The following is a 24,841-nucleotide window of genomic DNA, read 5'->3' on the forward strand; positions in this document are numbered from 1 at the left end:
AAGATAAAATGCTTTATCAAAGGAGGAAAAATGGAAAAAAAAGAAACTAAAAACGAAACCGAAAAAGCCAATAAACAAGATAATAAAAATACAAAATCTCAAAAAAAAGAAAACTTAAATTCGGTAAATTCTGATAAAAAAATTACCGAGCTTGAAAATGAAATCTCCAATCTTAAAGATTTGTATTTAAGAAAACAAGCAGAATTTGAAAACTTTAGAAAAAGATTAGAAAAAGAAAAAGACAATTTTGTTAAATTTGCAAATGAAACCATAATGAAAGATGTCGTTAATTTTCTTGATAACCTAGAACGAGCTATTAACTCTTCAAAAAAATCAAAAGATTTTGACAATCTATTAACAGGAATCAGCATGATTGAAAATGAAATACTGTCAATCTTTGATAAAAAATATAATTTAAAAAAATTTGGAGAAAATGGCGAAAATTTTGATCCAAGTCGTCATGAAGCAATAAGTATTGAAGAAAAAGAAGATCTTAAAAATCCAGAGATAGTAGAAGTATATCAAAAAGGATATTGCTACAACGACAGAATATTAAGAACAGCAAAAGTTAAAGTTGCTCAAAGTAAAAATTAATTAGAAAAAAGGAGGTTTATAATATGGGCAAAATAATAGGTATTGACCTAGGAACAACAAACTCATGCGTAGCTATAATGGAGCATGGCAAACCAGTTGTAATACAAAATTCAGAAGGAGGAAGAACTACTCCATCTATTGTTGCCTACACAAATAAAGGCGAAAGACTTGTAGGACAAGTTGCAAAAAACCAAATGGTTACAAACCCTGAAAACACAATTTATTCTATTAAAAGATTTATGGGAAGAAGATTTGAAGAGGTTGCAAGCGAAATCAAAATGGTTCCTTATAAAATAGAAAAGGGACTAAATGGCGATGCACGAATAAACATTTCTAATATAAAAAAGCAAATGTCACCACCTGAGATCTCAGCAGCAACTCTTACAAAAATGAAAGAAACAGCAGAAGCTTACCTGGGTGAAAAAGTTACAGAAGCTGTAATTACAGTCCCTGCTTACTTTAATGATGCTCAAAGACAAGCTACAAAAGATGCTGGTAAAATAGCAGGACTTGAAGTAAAAAGAATTGTTAACGAACCAACTGCAGCTGCTCTTGCTTATGGAATTGAAAAAAAACACGAAGAGATTGTTGCTGTTTACGATCTTGGTGGGGGAACATTTGACATTTCAATATTGGAGCTTGGAGATGGTGTTTTTGAGGTAAAGTCAACCAATGGAGACACACATCTTGGAGGCGACAATTTTGACGACGAGATAATAAAGCACTTAATTTCAGAATTCAAAAAAGAAAGCGCTATTGATTTGTCAAATGACAAAATGGCACTTCAAAGGCTAAAAGAGGCTGCCGAAAAAGCAAAAATAGAACTTTCAGGTGCCCAAGAAGCTTCAATAAATCTTCCATTTATTACAGCAGATGCAAACGGCCCAAAACACTTACAATACACCCTAACAAGAGCAAAATTCGAACAAATGGTAGACCATTTGGTTCAAAAAACAAAAGAACCATGCCTTAAAGCTATTAAAGATGCTGGGCTTAAAGCTTCTGACATCAATGAAGTAATACTTGTAGGCGGATCAACAAGAATTCCTGCTATTCAAAAAATTGTAAAGGATATATTTGGGCAAGATCCCAACAAAGGAGTAAATCCAGATGAAGCTGTAGCAATTGGGGCTGCTATTCAAGGTGGTATTTTAACCGGAGAAACTAAAGACATGGTTCTCCTTGACGTTACTCCACTCTCACTAGGAATAGAAACTCTAGGTGGCGTGATGACCAAACTTATTGAACGAAACACTACAATTCCTACAAAAAAAAGTCAAGTTTTCTCAACAGCCGCTGACAATCAAACCTCTGTTGATATTAAAGTTCTTCAAGGTGAACGCGAGATGGCAGCACAAAATAGAATACTTGGTAATTTTATACTTGATGGAATACCAGCAGCACCAAGAGGAGTGCCCCAAATTGAAGTTAGCTTTGATATTGACGCTAATGGAATAGTTCACGTGTCTGCAAAAGATATGGGAACAGGCAAAGAACAGAAAATTAGAATTGAATCATCATCAGGGCTCTCTGAATCAGAAATAGATCGCATGGTAAAAGATGCAGAAGCTCATGCAGAAGAAGATAAAAAATTAAAAGAAAATATTGAGACTAAAAATACAGCTAATTCTTTAATTTATCAAACAGAAAAATCATTAAAAGAATATTCTGAAAAAATTTCAAGCGAAGACAAAGAAGCTATTGAAAATAAAATAAAAGAATTAAAAGAAAGTCTTGAAAAAGAAGACATTTCACTTATAAAATCTAGAACAGAAGAACTTCAAAAAGCTTCTTATAAGATAGCTGAAATGATGTATAAAGATTCTTCCCAGCAAAATGCAACCAACCAACAAGAAAATGGTACCCAAAGCAATACAAGCGAAGAAGGGAAAGAAGCTGATTACGAAGTTGTTGACGAGGATAAAAAATAGTGAAAAAAGATTATTATGAAATTTTGGGGCTCTCAAAAGGAGCCTCAAAAGATGAAATAAAAAAAGCTTATAGAAAAATAGCAATTAAATATCACCCCGACAGAAATCAAGGAAATGAAGAGGCCGCTTCCATCTTTAAAGAAGCCACTCAAGCTTACGAAATTTTAATAGATGACAATAAAAAAGCCAAATATGACAGATTTGGGCATTCAGCTTTTGAAGGAGGAGGATTTGAAGGATTTTCAGGTGGATTTAGTGGATTTTCAGACATCTTTGAAGATTTTGGTGATATTTTTGATTCATTTTTCAGCGGAAACAAGGGACAAGAAAAAAACAGAAAAAATGCAAAAGGCGAAGATGTAGGATATAACATAGAAATATCCCTTGAGGATGCATACTTTGGTTACAAAAATAATATAAACATAACAAGACAAATATTATGCCATTCTTGTTTAGGAAAAAAATCCGAAAAAGGCACAGGTCCTTCGATATGTAACATGTGTAATGGCAGCGGAAGAGTAGTACAAGGCGGAGGATTTTTCAGAGTTACAACAACATGTTCTAAATGCTACGGTGAAGGCAAAACAATATCAAACCCTTGTAAATCTTGTAAGGGAAAAGGGAGCCTTACAAAGCAAGAAACCATTCAATTAAACATTCCTTCAGGCATTGATAATAACCAACAAATAAAAATGAAAGGCAAAGGCAATGTTAATCCAAACAACCAAGAATATGGGGATCTTTATGTAAAAATATTGATAAGATCTCATAAAATATTTAAAAGAAATGGCAAAGATCTTTATGCAATGCTTCCAATAAGCTTTACTCAAGCAGCCCTTGGAAAAGAAGTAAGAATAAAAACAATTGCTTCAAAAGAGATTAAGATACAAATTCCAAAAGGAATAGAAAATGAAGAACAAATTTTAATTAAAAACTCAGGAATGCCCATTCTTCAAACAGAAAAGTTTGGAAACTTAATATTAATTGCCAAAATAAAAACACCTAAAAATTTAAATTCTAATGCCATCAAACTTTTTGAAAACTTGAGCAAAGAATTAAGAGATGGTGATGAAATAGATTTACTCAAAGTATAATATGTATATAACTCATGCCAATTCAATAATTGAAAGCATAAAAAATAATAAAGGATTTGAACTTTATATATCAAAAAAAAGTTCAAAAACTAAAGAAATTGAAAGTCTGGCCAAAACACAAAATGTAAAAATAATAAGAATAAGTATAAATGAACTTAATAAAATTCTTAAAAACACAAACCATAGGGGGTTTGCATTAAAATTAAAACTTGAAAAAAATAAAAATGTAAAAACACAAACCAAGGATTTTGAAAAATTACTAGAAACATTTAAAAAAAAAGAAAATGCTTTCATTTTACTTCTAGATGAAATAGAAGATCCCCAAAACTTCGGAGCAATCCTTAGAACAGCAGAACAATTTAGTATAGACCTTGTAATTACTACTCAAAAACGTAGCGCAAAAGACAATTTAACAGTTTTGAGAACTAGCTCTGGTGCAAGTCAATATGTAAAAAAAATAACTGTGACAAACATAAACAACACAATAAATTTTTTAAAAAAACATGACTTTTGGATATACACTGGTGATGTTAAAGGACAAGATATAAACAAAATCAAAATAAACAACAAAAAAGTTGCACTTGTTTTAGGAAATGAAGGCAAAGGTGTACACAAACTAATAAAAGAAAATTCTGATTTTTTAATAAGGATTCCCACTAGCGGCAAAATAGACTCACTTAATGTTTCAGTGTCCACAGGCATTTTAATCTTTGAAATCAAAAGGCAATTAAATATGCTCTAAAACATTAAATAAAAACTTTATTTAAAAATAAAAAACATCTCAACAAAAACTATTTTAAAAAATTTCCTAACTCAACAGATGCAATAAACCCCTCAGCAGCAGCAGTAATGGCTTGAGCATAAAGCTTATTACTAACATCTCCACACGAAAAAACACCATCAACACTTGTTTTAACAACATCTTTAGTTATAATAAACCCTTCTTCATCCAAGTCCAAAAATCCCTTTAAAAATTCTGTATTCGGCTTATAGCCAACAGCCATAAATACAGCATTTACTTCTAATACATAAACAACATTATCTTTTTCATTGAAAATCTTAACCGAAGAAACAGAAGATTTACCATCTACTTCTATGGCTTCTGAATTATACAAAATTTCAATATTTGGCAACTTTGCAACACTATCTCTTAACATAGCAATAGCTCTAAGATAATCTTTTCTTACAATAAGATAAACCTTATCCGCTAATTTGCTTAAATAAATTGCTTCTGAAAGGGCAGTATTACCTCCACCAATTACTGCAACCCTTTTACCTTTAAAAAGATGTCCATCACAAATAGCACAAACCGAAATACCTTTATTCCAAAATAAATCTGAATTTTTAAGAGTTTCAAGTTTTTTAGGTTTTGATCCCACAGCAATAATAACAGCTTTACTTTTATAAACATAATTTTCTGTACAAAGATAAAAAATACCATCCTTTCTTTTTATAGAAAAAACAGTTTCGGGAAAAGTTTTGGCTCCAAGATTTACTACTTGCTCTCTCATATTTAACATCAAATCTCTACCACTTATTCCATTTTTAAAGCCAGGATAATTATAAACTTCTGTGGTTGTAGTAAGCTGCCCTCCAGGCTCAGGTCCTTCTAAAATAGCAGTTTTATAATTGCTCATAACAGAATAAATCCCAGCTGTTAAACCAGCCGGACCAGACCCCACAATTATTACATCCTCAATAAATTCTATCTCTTTTTGAGATAAATTTTCCTTTTTGGTCAGATTTATATCAATAGTTTCAAATTCTAACATATCTAAACTTCAACTCTCTCTTAAAAATTTGAATATTAATCTTAGCGTTGCTAAAATTAATATTCAACACTTAAGATTGACTCATAAGCTTATTGATATTAACCTCAAAAACAGAACATGGAATAAAAATTCCAAAATTATTTAAAACATAAGGTGAAATTTCACCAAAACTACCTACATTCAAGTCTTCAATTAAAATATCCGCGCTCCTACCATTAATATAAAAAGTAGCCTTTGATTCCCTTAAATTAATCTTAATATTTAAATAATAAAAAAACGTTGCAACAATTGAATTAATCTCATTAAAAGAAATTTCTTTGCCAGACATTAAAAAAGCTAAATTAGTAAAAGTGCTTGTTCCTTCAAAAGTATCCAAATTCTTTAAAGCTACCTTACCAACTTCAAAAATTTTATGTGGATAAGGAAAATTAGAACTAACGCTTTCTGATTTTAATAAATTAGGAATTATTGATGCCCTAATATATTCATAATTCTCTGTCATTGGATTAGATACTTTTAAAAAATTTTTATCATTAATATTCATTCTGTCAATAAAATCTTTCTTAGAGCCCATATAATTATAAATCATCTCCTGAAATCCCATACCCACCATTAAATTTCTGACATTCCTTGAAAACTCTTCCAAATCGCTAAGCTTTCCAACTGCAAAAGCCTTAGGAAGCTCTGGATTAAAACTTGCAAGACCTTCTCCTATCATTACATCTTCAATTACATCAACCTCATGAAGAAAGTCGTTTCTATAAAAAGGCGGGATAATATAGTTTTTCAAATCTCTAGAATAAGAATTTACTCCCATTTTTTTTAAATTAAGACAAATGCGTTCTAATGTTAAATTGCTTCCAAGCAGTCTATTAACATTTTTAACATTAAACTCCACTTCTTCTTGAAAATAATAAGGGCATACTAATTCTTTAAATTCTAAGCCAAAAGGCTCTCTAAAGACAGTTTTTACGGGCAAAATTTCAAAACCCATATCATAAAAATCACAAGCTACTATAGATAACGCTAACAAAGTTGCTTCAAAATCGATACCTGTAACCTCAATAAATAAATCAGTATCACCGACCTTTAAAGATCCAATATTGTTAGAATTAATTATTGGGGGATAAGAGACTACATTATTATTATTATCTAATAATAACGGATACTTATCAAAATTTTTGATAATATGAGAATATTCCAATCCTTTAGGATGCTTTTTGTTTATTTCTAAAAGGGAAAGCTCATAATCCATTCCTAAAGGAATAAACCTATGATTAGGAGATGAAGCAATATAACTTATTGGGAATTTAATAAACTTAGAATTATACATCCCCATTGCAACTCTTCTCCTCTTTTGTCCATAACTTTGACAAAGTTTTTCTTGAAATTGAATTAATGCCTCAAGCATTCTATTATTAATAATCAATCCTTTTGCTAAAAATCCAAAAATAAACGGCCTGATTTGAGATATTTCATTATCCACCAAAATTTCACCATGGCACTTTTTAAAATCTCCTTTTTTTGAAAAAAAATCATAATAAGGCATTTCTCCAAAAAGATATGTTTTTATTTGACGAGCAAGTCCAGTATAAGACCACAAATCTGGCCTATTTGTATCATTAAATTCTATTTTTATTTTTTCTGAACTTTCATCAAACCCATCAAATTCTGCTTTAAATAGCTCAAGTAATTCTGAAATCTCTAAATCTGTAAAATTTCTTCCTACTTTATCTAAAAAAAGATTTTTGTAAATTTCTATCTTTGGCATCTTATATTTCCTCGCCTTAAAACAACATCACTAATATCATAAGTAAAAAGATCTCTTAAATCATTTAAACCCAATTGCATTAAAGCCATTCTATCTATTCCAATCCCCCAAGCAATAACAGGAATATCAATGCCTAAAGGCTTTGTAACTTCTGGCCTAAAAATTCCACTTCCTCCAAGCTCAAACCAGCCAAGAACAGGGTGTTTTACATGTATTTCAATCGAAGGTTCAGTAAAAGGAAAATATGCAGGAACATATTTAACTTCTGTAGCACCTGCAAACTCTTTGGCAAAAATTTCAAGAAGACCCAACAAAGTTTTAATGCTAACATTATCCTCAATAACAATGCCCTCAGTTTGATAAAAATCGACTCCGTGAGTTGCATCTACTTGATCATATCTAAAACATCTAATAACTCCAAAATATCTGCTTGGATTTTTGGCATTAATCAATTGTTTTGCAGAAAGAACAGTACCCTGAGTTCTTAAAACCAACCTCTTAGAAAGATCTTCATTAAAACTATATCTCCAGCCTCTTGAACCTGTTGCATGGCCTGTTTCGTGAGCTAATTTTACATTAGAAAAATAAGGTTCGGGTAAAGATTTTTGCATACTAGGATCTGAAATGTAATAAACATCCTTAATATCACGAGAAGGATGAAATTGAGGCATAAAAAGAGCATCATTGTTGAAAAATTCTGTTTCTACTAAAGGACCGTCAAACTCTTCAAAACCAAGACCTACTAATTTGTCTTTAATTTTAGAAATATAATCTAAATAAGAATTAAAGCGCCCAATAAAAGTTTTAGCTGATGGAATATGAATATTATAAGCTCTAAATTTTTTATTCTCATAAGTTTTATTTTTTAAAATTTCAGGAGTAAGCTTAGTAAGCTCATCTCCTGTTAATCTACTTTTAATTAAAAAATTTTTTACTTCCAATCCAAAACTAGATAATCTAAACTTTAAATCAAGTTTTTCTATTATTTTAAAAAATACAGAATCTGATCCTTTTTTCTTAGCAAAATTTGATATTAATAAAAGCTCTTCGGTTGTTAAACTTTCTCTAAGAAGATCGCTGCTTTTTGCCCTTTCTAACAAAACACGTATTTTTTGATAATTAGCCTCTATGCCATCGTCTAAACAATTTATAATAATCTTTTTATTTAAATCAAGAGAAAGAATGCCCTCTTTTAATAAATTGCCAAACGCTTTTCTTACTTCTTTAACATCAAGATCCAGCTCTAAAGCCAAATCTGAAACCAATACTGCATTTCTAGAGACCAGATTTATTATTTTCTCTTCAACAAACCCATCTCTTAAAACGTTAAGCCCCCTTTCTGTTGCTTTATAAAATACATTTAATTTCCTATAAATTTCTTCAATAATCCTTTTAGAATTTAGCCATTCAATTGTTTTATTTGCCTGACCTTCATTAAACCCTAATTTTTCAATAATAATTGAAGCAGAAATATCATCCTTTTCTTGATTATTTAAAATTACTTTTATCTCAAGAGGATGTAATGTTTTTATTAAATTTAAATCTGCCTTCATAAATATAACCTTTAATCACCCTTATTACTTATACCAAGCTCTAAAATAAGCTCAACTTCACCAATAGATAATTTAGTAGCTCTAGAAATTTCTTCAGCGCTCCACCCTTGCCTCATTAATTTTATTACAGAATTTCTAACAGTTTCATTATTAAAACCAACATTATCTTGATATTTAGAATCTGTTTTAACAAGAATACCAAGAGTTTTTATTCTCTCTTCTGCTGCAACATTTAAATTCTCCAACCTTGTCTCAGATTTAACTACTTTCTCTCTCATAATTAAAGTATTTTTCAACCTATTTTCAATATCTAAGAGCATTTCCTTTAAATTTTTAGCATTAATCAACACTTCTTCTGACAACCCTTTGTTTAATAAGAGACTCGAAACAACATTTTCCATATCTTTGAGATTGTCCTGAAACTTAGCGCTCTCTTTATTTAAAGTATTAAATCTTTTTTCCACTTCATTTATTAAATCAAAATTTTTATCAACGGACTCTATAGTACTCTTTAATATACCCTCTTTGTTGCTAATCCTTTCATAATTATCAAGAATAGTTCTCTGCTCATCGGCTATCTCTTTTATTTTGGCCTTATAAATTTGCATTTCATCATAAGATTCGATCAAGCTCTTATATCTACTATCAAATGAAGAGTAAAATTCAAAAAATCTATTAAAATCATTCTTAATAGCCTTAATAGATTCCTGTTCTAACTTTAACTCATTAAAAGTTTCAATAATGCCCAATGTTTCTTTTTGAATATTATGGAATTCTTTGTTAACATTTTCAAAATTATTTTTATATTCCTGAGCAGAGTCTATCTCATTCTTTAAAGTTTCCCATAATTTTTCCAACTTGTCCTTAAGAGAATAAGCTTCCAAAAATATCGAATTATTTTTTTCAAGCTCAGCATCTAATTTTTTAAAATTTGCAATTTGCAGATTTATTTTATTATAACTATCTTCAAATTCTTTTTTCAAATCAGATTTATATTCAACCAAATTGTCTTTAATGTCACTAATAAATTTATTAAATTCAATATCACAATTTAATATTTTAGATTCAAGCCCTAAAATATTAGTATCAACTTCTTTTAATAATTCTTTATGATTTTTCTTAAATTCAGCTTCAAATTTATCAATTTGTTCTTGTAGGCCATTCTTTATGGTTTGAATCTCCAAAGTTGAATGTTTTAAACTCTTTTTAAGCTCGTCCTCAAGTAAACTAAACTCTGATTTTATTGATTTAGAAAACGAATTATATTCATTTTCAATTGATGTCTCAATATTATTTCTATATAAACTAATTTTTTCAGAAAATTCTGAAATATTTTTATGCATTAATTCAATTTGACCCTCAAAACTTTCTTTATCACTAGAGATTACATCAACCATTTCCCGCCTTACTTTATCAAGATTAGAAGACAAGTTTGTAAATTCATGCTCCAATTTTTGATTAAGCTCAAAAATCCTATCTTCAAGATTCTTTTGCTGAGTTAAAAATTTCACTTCTGCTTGAATTAAAATGTCTTCAGCTTTCTTATTAACCCTTTCGTCTATCTTTTCTACTTTAAAATCAACAATTTTTTCAAGATCTAAAACTTTAAGATTTAATGATTCACCAATATTTTTAAAATCAAGATGAACTGATTGTTCAATTTTTTTAGCCTCGCTTTGCAAATTGCCAAAAATCTCTTCAGCCTTAATTTCAAAACCATCTTTAAAAGATTCTAAACCAATCTTAACATTAAGAATATCATTCTCAAATGATCTAATTTCAAGTTCAGCAAGACTTATTTTCTTTTCTATTGCACTATAAGATTTTTCTTGCCAATTTTTTACATCATCTTTTATATTTAAAAACCAAGAATCAATAATATTTTGCCGATTATTTACAAAATCAATAAATTCATCTACTCTCCCGGTAATATTAGTTTCCATTAAAGCTATCTCATTCTCCATATCTTTTTTTTTAGAAGAAAATTCTTTAGTAAAATCTAAATAAAAATTTTCTTTATCATTTTTGATTTTTTGTTCAATATCTAGGCTAAAACTTTGAATAAGCTCTGTTTTGTCTTCTAAATTTTTAGATAAATTATGTTCTAAATCTTGAATTTTATCATTATATGAAGAAATAAATTTTTCCAAAGAATATTTAAGCTCTTCACCTCTAATTTTCAAATCCTTGAAAAAATCTTCTTCTAATAGCTTAAGATGTGATGAAACATTATGATAAGACTCCTCTTTTAATCTAATAACATCTTTTTCAACATTATTTAAATCAGATTCAAGATTTTTAAGATTTTTCAGTTGAGATTCAAGCTCAAAAATCATCTCTTTATTCGAATGCTTAAACTCTTGACTTAAAGTTGTAATATAAGAATTTAATCTTTCTAAAAACTCATCATGCATATCAACATACTTTTTCTCAAGACTATCATATTGACTTAAAGCTAAATTATCAATGGCTTTAATTTTATTGTCAATTTTACTCTCCAAATCCAATTGACCTTCATTACACCTTTCTTCAAGTTCAACATACTTAAGATTAAAATCATTGGCTATTTTATCAATACACCCATTCACCTTGTCATTCAAATTTTTTTCTATGCTATCAAAAGTATTCTCAATCAATTTTAAAGAATCAATTCTTTTATGAATTTCATTTTCATACTTTACAATGTCATCGTCAATTAAAGTGTTTACCCTTTTTATACAAACTTCAAAATGATTTTTTATACTCTCTTCAACACCTGCCTTAATCTCTCCAAATTGAGAATTTATAATGCCGTAACAATCTTTAATTTTATCTCTTAATTCTTTTTCAAACTCTAAAATATCTTTTGATCTTTGCTCTATTATTTCAAAATTATGATCCATTTCAGAAATCTTAACCTGCAAATTTTCATCATTGATTGTAAGTGTTTTATAAATCTCATCTCTAATTTTTGAAATAGCTCCCTCGCTCTCAATTAAAAATGTAGAATATCTCTCTTCAAAATTACTCTCAATAAGTTTAAATCTTTCCCTATAAAGATCGTTTAAAAACTCAGACTTGCTCTCAATATTATTCTTAAGATCATTTGTTATCTCTCCAAATCTCTCTTTTGCTTGCATAATATCACTATCAATCGTTTTTCTATAATCAATTGCTTCCTCTAATCTAGATTTATAATACTGCTCAATCTCTTTAACAAACTCACTAATTTTTGCTTTTCCATCATCTGTTAGATCTTTAACTTTTAATTCAAATTTTTCAACTTGATATTTTGATACATCAAAAGATTCCTTAAGTTTTTGAAGATTTTCATCCATACCTTTACTAAGACTATCTATTTTATCTGTTAATCTTCTATTTAGATTTTCAATCTCATGCATTATTTCATTTTCAAGTTTGCTAGAAATATTTTCTGAATACCCTCTATAATTAGATATCACCTCATTATATTTTCCATTAATTTCTTTGTTTATATCATTAAACTTTACACTAAGAGAATCAAGAGTAATGTCTATATTAGCCTGAAAAGACGCAATATCGGTTCTTTTGTCCTGCAATAAACTATCAACCTCTTTAACAAATTCCTCTGAATTATTTAAAACTACAGCAAACTTTTTTGACAAATTTTCTTCAAGTTCTCGAGCCTCTTTATCAAAATGATTCATTATATCTTGTAAAAGCTCGTCAGAATATATAGCACCTTGATTTCTAAACTCATCTATTTTCTCAAGATAATAACTCTCAAGACTTTCTATAGAAAATTTAAGCTCTTTGATTTTTGTAGTCACCTCAGAATCTATTAAATCCAGATCAACTTTACCCGAAGATAATAAATTCTCAATTTTAACGGTTATTTCGTTCAATTTGCCTTGCCAATCGCTCAGCTTGTTATCTACTTCATTGTTAATTGAATCTTTCCTATTTAAAATATCTTCAGAAATTCTATCTAAAAAATCATCAATTTGCTTTTGATTGTCTGATTTTATATTAGAGACAATTTGTAATTTTGATTCAATAAATTCATTAAGATCAGATTTAAAATTATTTAAAATATCTTCTGATTCAATCTTGAAATCTTTTAACTTATAATCACATTCTTCAATCTTGCTTATAATAAAATTATTCTTGTCATCAAACTTTTTATTCAAATCTTCAAGCATAAATACACTTTTATCTTTAATTATTTCTGTTTGCCTATTAATAAATTCTTTAATTCCCAATATAGCCTCATCACTTTGTGAATATGACATATCTTTTAATTCTTTATATTTCTCTATCACCAAACTCTCAATATCGCCTGTTTTTAACAAAACATATTCCATTCTATCGTTAACATCTCTTTCTAAATTTTCTATCTTTAAAGTAGCAGACGAAAGTAGCTCTTCACTAGAAATCTTAATATCAAGCAACGATTTATTTAAAGCAATAAGCTCATCTTTCCAATTACCATGCATGTCCATAGCTTTTTTTTGAATATGATCTGAAAGATCATTAAAAACGCTCTCACTAAGCTCTATTCCTTTGTCTTTCTGAATCTGAATTAAACTTAAAAATTCTTCATTTGTTTTATTTATTTGAGATTCAATGTTTTTTAAATTAGAATCCATTTCTCCTTGCCACTTTGAATATTGAAGCTTGCTTTCTTCTAGTTTACTAACAAAAATATTTACCTCATCGTAATAACGATCCTTAAACTCTACTATATTTTTACCAATTTCATCTTTAATGTTAATTAAACTAGTATTAAAATCTTGCTTTAAAATCTCTTGATTTTCTTCAAAAATATTACACAAAGATCCAATTTCATTTTCTAATTTTTTGTTTAAATCTTGGAATTCTTGATAATTATTAATCGCATCCTGAGAGAGTGTGTCAAATTTCTCACCATAAATTAAAGAAAACTCATCCATTTCTGCTGTTAATTTATCTGTAAAGTCTTTATATTTGGATTCCATTTGATCTTCAAATTTAGAGCTGCTAGAATCTAAAGATTCAAAAAGAGTCGTGTACTTGGCATTTATATTATCAGTTAAATTTGAATAATTATTATTAAACTTTGCATTAATTTCTTCAAAATTAGAAATCAAATTATTATTAAGTTTAATAAGCTTGTCTTGAATATTTGAATCAACATCTAAAAGTTGAGATTCTAATTGCATTTTAAGTTGATTAATATCATTTTTAAAACTTTCACCAAATACTTCAATATCTGCCCCAAATTTATTTTTAAATTCAAGATATATTCCATTAGAATCATCTTCAAGCCTTTTCATTAAATCTATAGCACCTACTTGAACACTTTCCATTTTAGAATTCAAATCTAACAAACTAAGCTCTACCTTTTCTCTAATATTCTTATTAACTTGATTTATTTTATCTTCATAATCCTCATAAATATTTTTAAGATTCAATTCAGTTTGAGATCTAAATTTATCAAAAACATCATCAACCTGCTCCTCATACTTTCCTACCTCTATTCGTATTGACTCCTCAAGTGAATTAATTCTTGAATAAACATTATCCTTAAAAGAAGAAGTCATAGTAGAAATTTCATTCTCCACTAAAATCAACTTATCCTCAAGTTTATCTTGAATTTCCTTAGAACGATCATCAACGTATGTAAAGATATCATTAAATTTATTTTGTAATTCTTCATTCAGTCTATTTAAAATAAAATCTTCTTTCTCATTAATTTTATTCTTTACGCTCTCCATAATAAGCTCTATAGAATCTTCTATTAACTTATATTTGTTCTCATAAAAAATAAAAGAACTTTCTATATCTTTATTATATTTGCCAATATTAAATTCAACTTTTTCAAGAAAATCGTTAAATTCTAAATCTAATTTTTCATTACCCTTAACTAAAATATCCTTTTTTCTCTCTTCAATATTTGCTAAATTTTTTTCGTAAAGATCAATTTCTTTATTCAAATTGTCCATTTTAAAAACAAGATCCTTAATATTAATATCAAACTTTTCCCAACTAGCAATTTTGATAGACTCGAGATTTTCTTTATTAGTCTTGTCAAATTTTTCTAACACTGAATTTAAATTTGATTCAACCGAATCAATCTGAGCATTAAACCCTTTTAAAGTTTTTGAAAGTTTATCTACTATTTTCCCATCAACTTGCAATCTTTGTATATTCTCTTGAACTTTAAAGGTCATCTCATCAAGATCTTTAAGCATAGAATCATGATAAGCTATTTTTTTTTCAACCTCTGCGAAATCATTGCTTTTGTTTTTAATCTTTTGCTGAACTTCGTCAATCTTTTTTATTATTTCTATACTAGATCTTTGATAAGCTTCCATATCAACAGCAAGATCATTAATCTCTTTTGTCTTATCTTCAATAAAATCTTCAAGATTAACCTTTGCAAGATCGATGAACTTTTTAATTTTATCTAAAGCTCTAGAACGCTTATCATATTGCCTATAAACAAACAAAACTATTGAAACCAAAAAAAGGTTAACTAAAATAGTTGCAAAATCTATCATAAAATATTATACCCATATTCTATATATTCATACGTATATATTCTCTTAAGTCTTTATAATTATGAAAAATAAAATCAACCATCTCTTTGCAATTTATATTCTTTTTTGAAAAAAAAGCTGCTTTCATTGAAACGTTTTTAGCACCCAAAATGTCATATTCATAAGAATTCCCTACATACAAAATATTATTACTACTTAAATTTAAATCCTCAATAACTTTTAAAAAAGGCGCTTTATGTGGCTTTAAATATCCAGTATCTTCTGAGGAATAAAGAATATCCCAAAAACTGTCTTGAATGCCTAATAAATTTTTGACACGACCTAAAATAGGAAAGTCTGACATTACTCCTAATTTTATTCCCTTAAATTTAAGCCAATAAATTAAATCTTGAACGCCAAGATATGGCTTGAGTTTTTTAAACTTATCGCTAAAAATCTGACTGTAATATATTTTATTTAATAAAAAAGAACATCTATTCTCATTAAGATTCAAATGCTGAGAAAGCATTTTAACCTGAAGAGAAAACAATTCATCCCGATTTGAAGGCGAAAATTGATTGTTTTGTAAAATTCGTATTTTTTTCCTAATCTGTTTAAAAGCTAAAAAAAACTTTACATTAGTTAAAAATTCAAAAAACATTAATTTATTTCTATCCACCTCAGGGTATAAGGTGCCATCTAAATCAAATACTACAGCTTTAATCATGATGATTGATTATTTGCCTTTATAGGTATAGGTACTATTGGTAAATTTCTAGGAATCTTAACTCTAACTAAATGAATATAAGAGTTTGGATATCTTTTTTGAAGAGACTTTATTGAAGTTTCAGCATTAACCTCGTTAACAGAAACTCTAAAAATCCTATTTTCATCAAGAAATGGAAGAAACAAAACAACATGTTTATGAAGCACCATACCTGATAAATTACTAACATCTGTGCTAATAGATCCAAAATAAATATATCCAGGCTCATCTAAAGCTAGACTATATAATAAAAACTCTAAATTTTCAATTTTATAGCCACGATTGTCAATATAATCAAAAAACTTAATATTATTGACATCATTTTCCTTAATTTTAGATAAATCTAAATCCATATTAATATTATTTATCCTATAAGCAATATTACGAATCCAATCAAGACCAAAAAAAGGATCTCTGTTAAATTCATGACTTTTAGTAAAAGCACCGCCTCTAACACCAATATGTCTAAGCTTAAGATCATCAATTCTTAAAAGTCGTCCCGTCATTGATTTATAAATTGAATCTGCTACCCATTTAACAAATCCTGAACAATTAAATCCTACAGAATCTTTTTGCAACAAACCAGTTTCTATATACACCATTTTACCATGCTCATCCATTGCACCATCAGCAACCTCAGCAATAGAAAAAGACTTAAGAGCCTTCCTTAAACTAATTACCATATTAGAAATATCTTTATAAATATCAAAATATTCAGGAATAAAGTACCTAAAGTCAATAACCTGACCAATATAATTTATTATATTGCCAAGCGAAATTACTGCAATGTCTTCAATCTTAAAAGGCAATTTAACATCTTTATAAATTAAAGTATTTACTAAGTAAAAATCAGCACTAGAAGAAAATTTTGCAGGCTTTATTCTAATAAAAGAATCTCCTCTGTTTATGAAAAATATTTTTATCTGTTCAATACCGTCTTTACCTACTTTAATCACATAAGACCCTGGAAAAATATAATCTACATTCTTTTTTTTATTAAAAAAAGAATAGTAAACATGCCCAGAAGAAACTTCACTTGAAACTTCAATATAATAATTTTCTGTAATAAAATGCTTTATCGGACTTATTTTTTTTTGCACATAGCTTGAATTAAAATATTTTGAATACTTAGTCCTTATATCAAAATCATAAAAAAAACTCTCAAGCGCAAAAAGATTTAGACTCTTAATTATTAATAAAAAAAATATATATTTCACTTTAAATCTCTTATTTTTTCTCTCAATTCTACTAAAATTGGAATATTGTTATATCCAATTTTACGCAAATTATTTACTAAATAATTATAGTAAGAATTTGGAAAATTCTTTATTTTATTTGTAAAAAGAATAAACTTTACAGGATTGGTATTAACTTGTGTAATATATTTTATTTTATAAGAAATATTTAAATGATAATCTTTGATCCATAAATTTAACATTTTATTTAAATCTGGAGTGCTAGTTTTAAGCTCAAGCTGATCTTTTAACTTAAAAGCCTCTTTAAAAAGAGAGTCTATACCCATCCTTTTATGAACAGAAATTCTAAATATAGGAGCAAAATTTAAAACAGGAAAAAAAAATTTCACACGACTCTTTAATGCTTCAAAATAACCTTTAGATTTTCTCTCCACAAGATCCCACTTACTAAACACGATAATAATTCCTTTCCCCTTTTTAGCAATATAATGAGCAATCTTTTTATCCTGAGAGGTCAATTCTTCTTTAACATCAATCAACAAAAATACAATATCCACCATGTCGATTACTTTTAATGCCCTATTAACAGAATAATATTCAACAATTTCATTTACTCTTGCTCTTCGCCTTATCCCAGCTGTATCAATAATCTCAAAAACTTTGCCATTTCTAGTTAACTTAGTTTTAATAAAATCTCTAGTAGTACCGGGTTGATCTGAAACAATTGAAATTTCACTTCTAGATAAATAATTAATAAGGGTCGATTTGCCTGAATTAGGCTTACCTATAATTCCAAGCCTAATATTAACTTCATCTTCAATATTAGCTTCACCAACTTCTGATTTTAAAAAATCTCTAAGCTTAGTAATGCCTCGACAATGAACTGCACTAACCAGAAAATAGCGCTTGAACCCTAAATTATGAAATTCATGAGCTAAAAATTCCTTATCTTTAGTGTCTACTTTGTTTAAAACCAAAATTACCTTACTACTATATTTCCTCAGTCTTTCAATAATCTGATAATCTTCAAGTAAAATTTCATTAACATCTAAAACTAATAAAATTAAATCGACTTTTTCTAAAGAACTCAAAACTTTTTGAACAACAATTTTACTAATCTCATCTTTTAAAATCGTAAATCCACCAGTATCAATTAATTTAAAATTAAAAGAACCAACCTTACAAACCTCTTCAACTAAATCTCTAGTAACACCGTAAGTATTCTCAGTGATACTTCTTTTTGAATCTAAAATTCGATTAAATAAAGCAGATTTCCCGACATTTGGTCTACCAATAATAAGAACCTTTTTATAACTAAGCAAAGCAAATACACCTCTTTATTTATTCCGATATTTCCATTATAATATCAAATATTAGTATTTATGCCAATTGCAAATGAGTGTTTATATTGAAAAGAAAAAAAAGCTCAAGCTCAACCAAATCAGACACACTTTTAATTTTAGTTGCTATTATTTTAACAATAATTAGCGCAGTATTAATAACTAAAAATCCACTGATTATGCACATTTTTAAGGAGAAAAACTACGATAACAATTTGTTTGAATCAAGCCAAACACCAAACAATCAATTAATTGAAGCTGTAAAAGACACCAATAAAAATACAAATATAAAAATGCTTAAAAATGAAAATTTTTTAATCCAGCCACCAGAAATAAAAAAACTTGAAGAAGAACTCAATCAAAATCAAAGAAATAATAACCTTAAAAACAAAAAATTTATTAAACTTTATTTTATAAAAGTCACTCCAGAAGGCTATTTTTTAAGACAAACTGTAAAACGAGCTATATATTACGACAAAAATATTCTTGAAGAAACGCTAAAATCTTTAATCAAAGGGCCAAATGAATACGAGCTAAAAAATAATTTTTTAAGTTTAATCCCTATAAAAACTAAGCTGTTAAGCTTAAGCCTAAGCGAAGGAATTGCCAAAATAAACTTGTCTAAAGAATTTTATGAAAATAGTTTCGGAATTGAGGGAATAATTAATCAAATCGCTCAAATAACCTTAACATGTATTGAAATTAAAGGAATTTCTGGAATAATTTTAACAATAGAAAATAATCCAATAATACTTGAGGAATTAAACTTAAACTTCTCAGGAATATTAAATAAAAAGATTTTAGACAAATATTAAAATTCAATGTTATTAATCAATTGCATAGAACTTGCAATATCTAAAACACTTGACCTAACAACTAAAAACATAAATTCTTGATTGCCTTTTTTACCTTTGGTTTTTAGCTTTAATATATTTTTAACTTGTAATTTATTTTTATAGAACTTTTCAATTACACTTTGCAAAATCATCTTTAAATACTTGCCATTCACAACACCATTAAAATTTTTTATATCTAAATTTAAACCTTTAAGCTCAAACTGAGGCTTGATCAAAACTATAATAAAATTATCAGAAAGTTTATTTATTAAATTTACACATATGCTTATTGATGATCTAAAAGAAACATCTACAACGGCAAAATTAGGCACAATTTCAAATTCTATAACATCAAAAATATTAGTTCTCTCTAAAACTCTAACTCTTGGATCAATTCTCAATTTATAAGAAAGTTGATTAATGCCTACATCAATTGAATAAACAAAATTAGCACCACACTGCAATAGGCAATCAGTAAAACCACCTGTTGAAGAACCAACATCAACACAAATCTTATTTTTAACTTCGATCTTAAAATCCTCAAGAGCTTCTAAAAGCTTATACCCCCCCCTTGATACAAATACTTGAAAAGTATTCTCAACTAAATCTATTTTACTTGTTTTGTTTATTAACATTTTAGGATTTTTTTCTTTATGAGAATTTACATATACATTCCCTGTTAAAATCAAAACTATTAATTCTTCTCGTGTTTTTTCTGGATACCTTTTACAAAGTATATTTAATAAATTATTTCTGAATCCTTTCAATTTTTAAAGCACGGCCTGTCTTTAAACTAGAAGTAATAATAACTCCCTGTAAAATTATATCATCTTCTACAACTTCAGCTCTTAAAGAAGTATATTCAAGCAAACCTTTAAGAGAAATATCAGGATTAAATCCTATTACAGAATTTAATCCACCTGTCATTCCAACATCACTAATATAGGCTGTCCCTTTTGACAATATCCTTTCATCCTTAGTCATAACATGAGTATGAGTACCAACTATGCCTGTTACAAGTCCATTTAAAAAATATCCAAAACTTTCTTTTTCATAATTACTCTCAGCATGAAAATCTACAAAAATAGTTCTAACCTTATTGCTTAGCATATTAACCAATTTTTTTGTGTTATCAAAAGGATTCTTGACAATAAAATTCATATTTAAAACCCCTTGAACATTAACCACAGCAACCCTTTCATCTCTAATAGTCAAAAAACAATAACCATGCCCATCTAACAAATCTGAAAAATTATTTGGCCTTAAGATATACGTCTGCTTATTTAAGTAATCATTTATTTTGTAATTAGAATATACATGATTACCAGTAGTAATAACATTAACGCCCGATCTAAAAAGATTATTTGCTATTTCTGGAGTTATTCCAAAACCATTTGAAGAATTTTCTCCATTAGCAATTACCAAATCTATTCTATACTTGTTCTTAATATTTTTAAGATTAAAAAAAACCTTTTTTAATCCACTCTCGCCTATTATATCCCCAATTATTAAGGTTTTAATAGTACTATCTGGCATATTCAATAACTCTGGTTTCACGAATAATTGTAACTTTAATTTTTCCAGGATACCTCATTTCAGCTTCTATTTTCTTAGCAATGCCTCTTGCAAGCAAAATTGATTTTTCATCATTAACTAAAGCATTGTCAACAATAATCCTAACCTCGCGACCAGCTTGAATAGCATAACATTTTTGAACACCTTCAAAACTATAAGCAATATCTTCAAGTCTTTTAAGTCTATTTATATAGTTATTTAAACTTTCCCGCCTTGCTCCAGGACGAGATGCCGAAATAGCGTCTGCTATTTGAACAACAATAGCTTCAAGACTCTCGGGTTTTACTTCGTTATGATGAGCAGCAATAGCATTAACAACAATTTCACTTTCGCCGCAACTTTGAGCAAGTTCGGCGCCAGTAATGGCATGTCCTTCGCTATTTTCAGAAATACTTTCCATTCCTTTTCCAATATCATGCAAAAGACAGGCTCTTTTTACTACAATAGGGTCTAATTTCATCTCTTTAGCTAAAATTTCTCCTATTATAGCCGTTTCTTTAGAATGGCTTAAAACATTTTGACCATAACTACTTCTAAAATAAAGCCTTCCCAACCCTCTAATAAGTCTCTTATCAAGACCATGGATGTTAAGATCAAAAACTACTTTTTCACCTTCTTCTTGAATAATGCTATTTATCTCATTAGTAACATTATATACAACTTCCTCAATCCTAGCAGGATGAATTCTACCATCTGTAACAAGTCTTTCTAAGGTTCTCTTGGCAAGCTCTTTTCTTATTGGATCAAAACAAGATATAACAACAGCCTCAGGAGTATCATCAATAATAATATCGGCTCCTATTAAAGTCTCAAGAGCCCTAATATTGCGCCCTTCTTTACCTATAATCCTGCCTTTCATTTCATCATTGGGTAATTCAACAGAAGCTACTGTAAACTCCGAACTTACCTCTGTAACAATACGCTGCATAGTAGATACTATAATATCTTTTGCAACTTTATCTGCTAATAACTGGGCCTCCTGTTCACTTTTATTAATAATAACTTGAACATCTCTTCTAGACTCATGCTCAACTTTTTCAATTACAATTTTTCTTGCATCTTCTCTTGTAAGACCAGAAATATTTTCCAATCTCTTAACAAGATCAGCCTCTTTTTCCCTTATTGCTTTTTCTTTTTGTTCAAATTCTTTAATTTTAAAATCAATTCTGGACTGCTGTTTATCAAGAGCAGATATCCTCTTATCTAAGGTTTCTTCTCTTTGTAATAATCTTTTTTCTAGATTAACAATCTCATTTTTCCTATCTCTTATATCCCTATCTTGCTGGTTTTTTTCTTTAAGCATTTGAGATTTTGCATTGGCAATAATTTGCCTTCTTTCATTTTCTATCTCTAATTGTGATTCTACCCTTACTTTTGTCAGATTTTTTTCTAAATCCAATAAAGACAATCTACCTAAAAAAACTCTTACTAAAAATCCTAATATAAAGCCAGCAAAAATAGAAGAAAAAATAATATATATCATATCATTTAACTCCTATGCTGTTTAAAAGTAATTTAAACTTTAATCTTTAAAACAGTGCGCTCAATCATCAATTATTCAACTTTCAAAGGTTTTTCAACTAACTCTAGGATAGCCATTTCAGCTGCATCTCCATATCTTTTTCCCAATTTAATAATCCGAGTATACCCACCACTTCTTTGTCTAAAAACAGGAGAAATTTTGGTAAATAGCTTATTTAAAATATACTTATCATGTATAAATTTTGATAATTCTCGCCTATTATGCACAGTATCAACCTTCGCCTTTGTAATTAATCTTTCAGCAAATCTTTTAACTTCAAACAATTTTGCCCTAGTAGAAGAAATCTTTTCATGTTTTAAAAAAGAAATTACCATATTTTTTAAAAGCGCTCTCCTATGGCTAGATTTCCTACTCAACCTATTAAAACCCAATTTTGTTTTCATGAAACAACCTAAGCTCTCCTTTTATTCAGATATTTTAACATTCTTACTCAATACAGATAAAGCATCTTCTTTAGACATTCCTAAAAACAATCGATAAGAACCAAGTTTTTCAATTATCTCTTCTAAACTTTTTTTCCCAAAATTTCTCGCCTTAGAAAGCTCTTCTGCATTTTTACTAATAAGTTCCCCTAAAGTTCTAACATTTTCTTTAACTAAACAATTTAAAGACCTAACTGATAAATCCAATTTTTCAATACTCATATCAAGTAAGTTAGAATTTTCTGATTTTGATTTTTCAAAAGATATATTAATATTATCTTCAAAATCTACAAGAGGAAATAAAAATTCCCTTACTATTGATGCGGCCTTTTTTATTGCATCCTTAGCAGAAATCACACCTGTAGTCCAAATTTCCATTACAAGCTTGTCATAATCTGACCTTTGGCCAACCCTAGTATCTTCTACAGAATATGAAACTTTTTCTATAGGCGAAAATATAGAATCTAAGGCAATAACATTAACTTCTTCTAAATACTTGGAATTTTGCTCAGAAGACACATATCCTCTACCATAATTAATTTGAAATTCAAGATCTAAATTCACATCACTTGATAAAGTAGCTATAACTAAATCCTTATTAAAAACTTCAACTCCATCTCTTTCAAAATGAGAAGCTTTCAAAACATTAGTATCTTTACCACTAACACTAAAACTTATTGTCTTTCTTTGTTCTCCTTCTCCAAGTTTCAAATGAATATTTTTAATATTAGCAATGACTTCAAGAGTATCTTCAGAAACTCCAGGAATCAAATCAAATTCACTTGAAACAACCTTTGACGAAGAGTCTTTATTGTTAGACTGAACTCTCATAGCAGTAATTGCATATCCTTCAATAGAAGAAAGTAACACACGTCTTAAAGTATTACCTATAGTAACTCCAAAACCTCTTTCAAAAGGATATATCGTAAATTTACCATAAGCTCCATCATCTTGGCTTTTTAAAAACTCAATTTTTTCAGGTATAGTAAAATCTTTTAAAAATTTATCCACAGACATCATAACTCCTTCTAGCTAAACTCGTCTGGTTTTTTTCGGCCTGCACCCATTATGAGGGATAGGGGTAATATCTGAAATTGATTTTACAGTCATCCCAATCGAACCAATAGCTCTTATTGCAGATTCTCTGCCAATACCTGGACCTTTTATATACACATGAACATAATTAATCCCAAAATCTCTCACTTTATTTAAAGCAGATTCTGCTGTTATTTGAGCAGCATATGGAGTCGACTTTTTAGCCCCTTTAAACCCCATCCCACCAGCACTTGCCCAAGCTAAAGCATTCCCCTTTATATCAGACACAGTAACTATGGTATTATTAAAAGTAGCTTGTATATAAACTTTTCCTTCTCCGATATTTCTTTTAATTTTTTTTTTACTATTAGTTGATAATTTTGCGCTCAACTTGCCCTCCAAATCTTAAAAACTATTTCATTTGCTAGCTATTTTCTTATTAGCTACAGTTTTTCTTTTTCCTTTTCTAGTCCTTGCATTCGTTTTAGTTCTCTGTCCTCTCAAAGGTAATCCTTTTCTATGCCTAACACCCCTATAACATGCTATATCCATAAGTCTTTTAATAGACATAGCAACTTCACTTCTAAGTTTTCCTTCTACAACATAATCACTCTCAATTACCTTCCTAAGTCGATTAACCTCATCATTATCCAAATCTTTAGCAATTTTACTTGGAGAGATACTTGCCCTATCGCAAACTTCCAAGGCTCTCGTTCTACCTATACCATAAATAGAAGTAAGAGCTATTTTTAATTGTTTATTACTTGGTAAATCTATTCCCGATATTCTAGCCATCTTATTTCCTCTAATTTTTACTTTTGCCTTTGCTTGTGCTTTAAATTATCACAAATAATCCTTAATATACCTTTTCTTTTTATAACTTTACATTTTTCACAAATTGGCTTTACACTTGCCCTAACTTTCATAGTCAAAC

General features: G+C 28.6%; 20 protein-coding genes. 5 read left to right on the forward strand and 15 right to left on the reverse strand.

Annotated features, from left to right (window positions below; all coding sequences use genetic code 11):
- Positions 1 to 30: 30 nt before the first annotated feature.
- The 4 genes from grpE to rlmB are packed head-to-tail and all read left to right on the forward strand — an operon-like array spanning position 31 to position 4,361.
- Entirely contained in the window at positions 31 to 594 is a 564-nt protein-coding gene (grpE, locus tag DB318_RS01825; RefSeq protein WP_151060162.1) for a nucleotide exchange factor GrpE, read from the forward strand.
- A gap of 23 nt (positions 595 to 617) precedes the next feature.
- The gene (gene dnaK, locus DB318_RS01830) at positions 618 to 2,525 is read left to right on the forward strand and encodes a molecular chaperone DnaK (protein ID WP_151060161.1); all 1,908 of its coding nucleotides are present in this window, start codon (positions 618 to 620) and stop codon (positions 2,523 to 2,525) included.
- Positions 2,525 to 3,619, forward strand: coding sequence for a molecular chaperone DnaJ (dnaJ, locus tag DB318_RS01835; protein WP_151074174.1), 1,095 nt, complete (start codon positions 2,525 to 2,527; stop codon positions 3,617 to 3,619). The genes dnaK and dnaJ overlap by 1 nt, the downstream gene beginning before the upstream one ends.
- Position 3,620: 1 nt before the next feature.
- Positions 3,621 to 4,361: a 23S rRNA (guanosine(2251)-2'-O)-methyltransferase RlmB gene (gene rlmB, locus DB318_RS01840; RefSeq protein WP_151060159.1), complete on the forward strand. Its 741-nt coding sequence runs from the start codon at positions 3,621 to 3,623 to the stop codon at positions 4,359 to 4,361.
- A gap of 49 nt (positions 4,362 to 4,410) precedes the next feature.
- Here the strand turns inward: rlmB and trxB are convergent, their stop codons facing one another.
- The 7 genes from trxB to der form a co-directional block, all read right to left on the reverse strand.
- The gene (gene trxB, locus DB318_RS01845) at positions 4,411 to 5,391 is read right to left on the reverse strand and encodes a thioredoxin-disulfide reductase (RefSeq protein WP_151060158.1); all 981 of its coding nucleotides are present in this window, start codon (positions 5,389 to 5,391) and stop codon (positions 4,411 to 4,413) included.
- 70 nt (positions 5,392 to 5,461) lie between these two features.
- Positions 5,462 to 7,162, reverse strand: coding sequence for a phenylalanine--tRNA ligase subunit beta (gene pheT, locus DB318_RS01850; RefSeq protein ID WP_151074175.1), 1,701 nt, complete (start codon positions 7,160 to 7,162; stop codon positions 5,462 to 5,464).
- Positions 7,150 to 8,715: a phenylalanine--tRNA ligase subunit alpha gene (gene pheS, locus DB318_RS01855; protein WP_151060156.1), complete on the reverse strand. Its 1,566-nt coding sequence runs from the start codon at positions 8,713 to 8,715 to the stop codon at positions 7,150 to 7,152. Before pheS ends, pheT begins: the two co-directional genes overlap by 13 nt.
- 11 nt (positions 8,716 to 8,726) lie before the next feature.
- Entirely contained in the window at positions 8,727 to 15,215 is a 6,489-nt protein-coding gene (locus DB318_RS01860; protein WP_151074176.1) for a SpiroCoCo family coiled-coil protein, read from the reverse strand.
- Positions 15,216 to 15,234: 19 nt separating this feature from the next.
- Entirely contained in the window at positions 15,235 to 15,921 is a 687-nt protein-coding gene (locus DB318_RS01865; protein ID WP_151074177.1) for an HAD family hydrolase, read from the reverse strand.
- Positions 15,918 to 17,177: a hypothetical protein gene (locus DB318_RS01870; protein WP_151074178.1), complete on the reverse strand. Its 1,260-nt coding sequence runs from the start codon at positions 17,175 to 17,177 to the stop codon at positions 15,918 to 15,920. Before DB318_RS01870 ends, DB318_RS01865 begins: the two co-directional genes overlap by 4 nt.
- Positions 17,174 to 18,478 carry a ribosome biogenesis GTPase Der gene (der, locus tag DB318_RS01875; RefSeq protein ID WP_151074179.1) on the reverse strand — a complete coding sequence of 435 codons (1,305 nt, stop codon included), beginning with the start codon at positions 18,476 to 18,478 and terminating at the stop codon, positions 17,174 to 17,176. The genes DB318_RS01870 and der overlap by 4 nt, the downstream gene beginning before the upstream one ends.
- An 86-nt stretch (positions 18,479 to 18,564) precedes the next feature.
- Between der and DB318_RS01880 the strand changes: the two genes are divergently transcribed.
- Positions 18,565 to 19,311 (forward strand): GerMN domain-containing protein, encoded by a 747-nt coding sequence (locus DB318_RS01880; protein ID WP_151074180.1) that lies wholly within the window; start codon positions 18,565 to 18,567, stop codon positions 19,309 to 19,311.
- On the opposite strand, the gene DB318_RS01885 is transcribed toward DB318_RS01880, so the two are convergent.
- The 8 genes from DB318_RS01885 to rpmJ form a co-directional block, all read right to left on the reverse strand.
- Positions 19,308 to 20,099 carry a TlyA family RNA methyltransferase gene (locus tag DB318_RS01885; protein WP_151074181.1) on the reverse strand — a complete coding sequence of 264 codons (792 nt, stop codon included), beginning with the start codon at positions 20,097 to 20,099 and terminating at the stop codon, positions 19,308 to 19,310. The two genes, DB318_RS01880 and DB318_RS01885, sit on opposite strands and share 4 nt — an antisense overlap.
- Complete coding sequence (locus tag DB318_RS01890) at positions 20,080 to 20,868, reverse strand: TIGR00282 family metallophosphoesterase (protein WP_151073560.1); 789 nt, start codon at positions 20,866 to 20,868, stop codon at positions 20,080 to 20,082. Before DB318_RS01890 ends, DB318_RS01885 begins: the two co-directional genes overlap by 20 nt.
- Positions 20,858 to 22,390: a ribonuclease Y gene (rny, locus tag DB318_RS01895; protein WP_151074182.1), complete on the reverse strand. Its 1,533-nt coding sequence runs from the start codon at positions 22,388 to 22,390 to the stop codon at positions 20,858 to 20,860. Before rny ends, DB318_RS01890 begins: the two co-directional genes overlap by 11 nt.
- Before the next feature lie 71 nt (positions 22,391 to 22,461).
- Positions 22,462 to 22,833, reverse strand: coding sequence for a 50S ribosomal protein L17 (rplQ, locus tag DB318_RS01900; protein WP_151073558.1), 372 nt, complete (start codon positions 22,831 to 22,833; stop codon positions 22,462 to 22,464).
- 21 nt (positions 22,834 to 22,854) lie between these two features.
- A complete protein-coding gene (locus tag DB318_RS01905) occupies positions 22,855 to 23,889 on the reverse strand; it encodes a DNA-directed RNA polymerase subunit alpha (protein ID WP_151073715.1) in 1,035 nt (344 codons plus the stop codon).
- Positions 23,890 to 23,904: 15 nt separating this feature from the next.
- Positions 23,905 to 24,297, reverse strand: a complete 393-nt coding sequence (rpsK, locus tag DB318_RS01910; RefSeq protein WP_151060146.1) for a 30S ribosomal protein S11 — start codon at positions 24,295 to 24,297, stop codon at positions 23,905 to 23,907.
- 27 nt (positions 24,298 to 24,324) lie between these two features.
- Positions 24,325 to 24,702, reverse strand: a complete 378-nt coding sequence (rpsM, locus tag DB318_RS01915; protein ID WP_151060145.1) for a 30S ribosomal protein S13 — start codon at positions 24,700 to 24,702, stop codon at positions 24,325 to 24,327.
- 17 nt (positions 24,703 to 24,719) lie between these two features.
- Positions 24,720 to 24,833, reverse strand: coding sequence for a 50S ribosomal protein L36 (rpmJ, locus tag DB318_RS01920; protein WP_151060144.1), 114 nt, complete (start codon positions 24,831 to 24,833; stop codon positions 24,720 to 24,722).
- Positions 24,834 to 24,841: the final 8 nt, after the last annotated feature.

It is taken from the genome of [Borrelia] turdi, assembly GCF_008828755.2.
Classification (GTDB): Bacteria; Spirochaetota; Spirochaetia; order Borreliales; family Borreliaceae; genus Borreliella; species Borreliella turdi.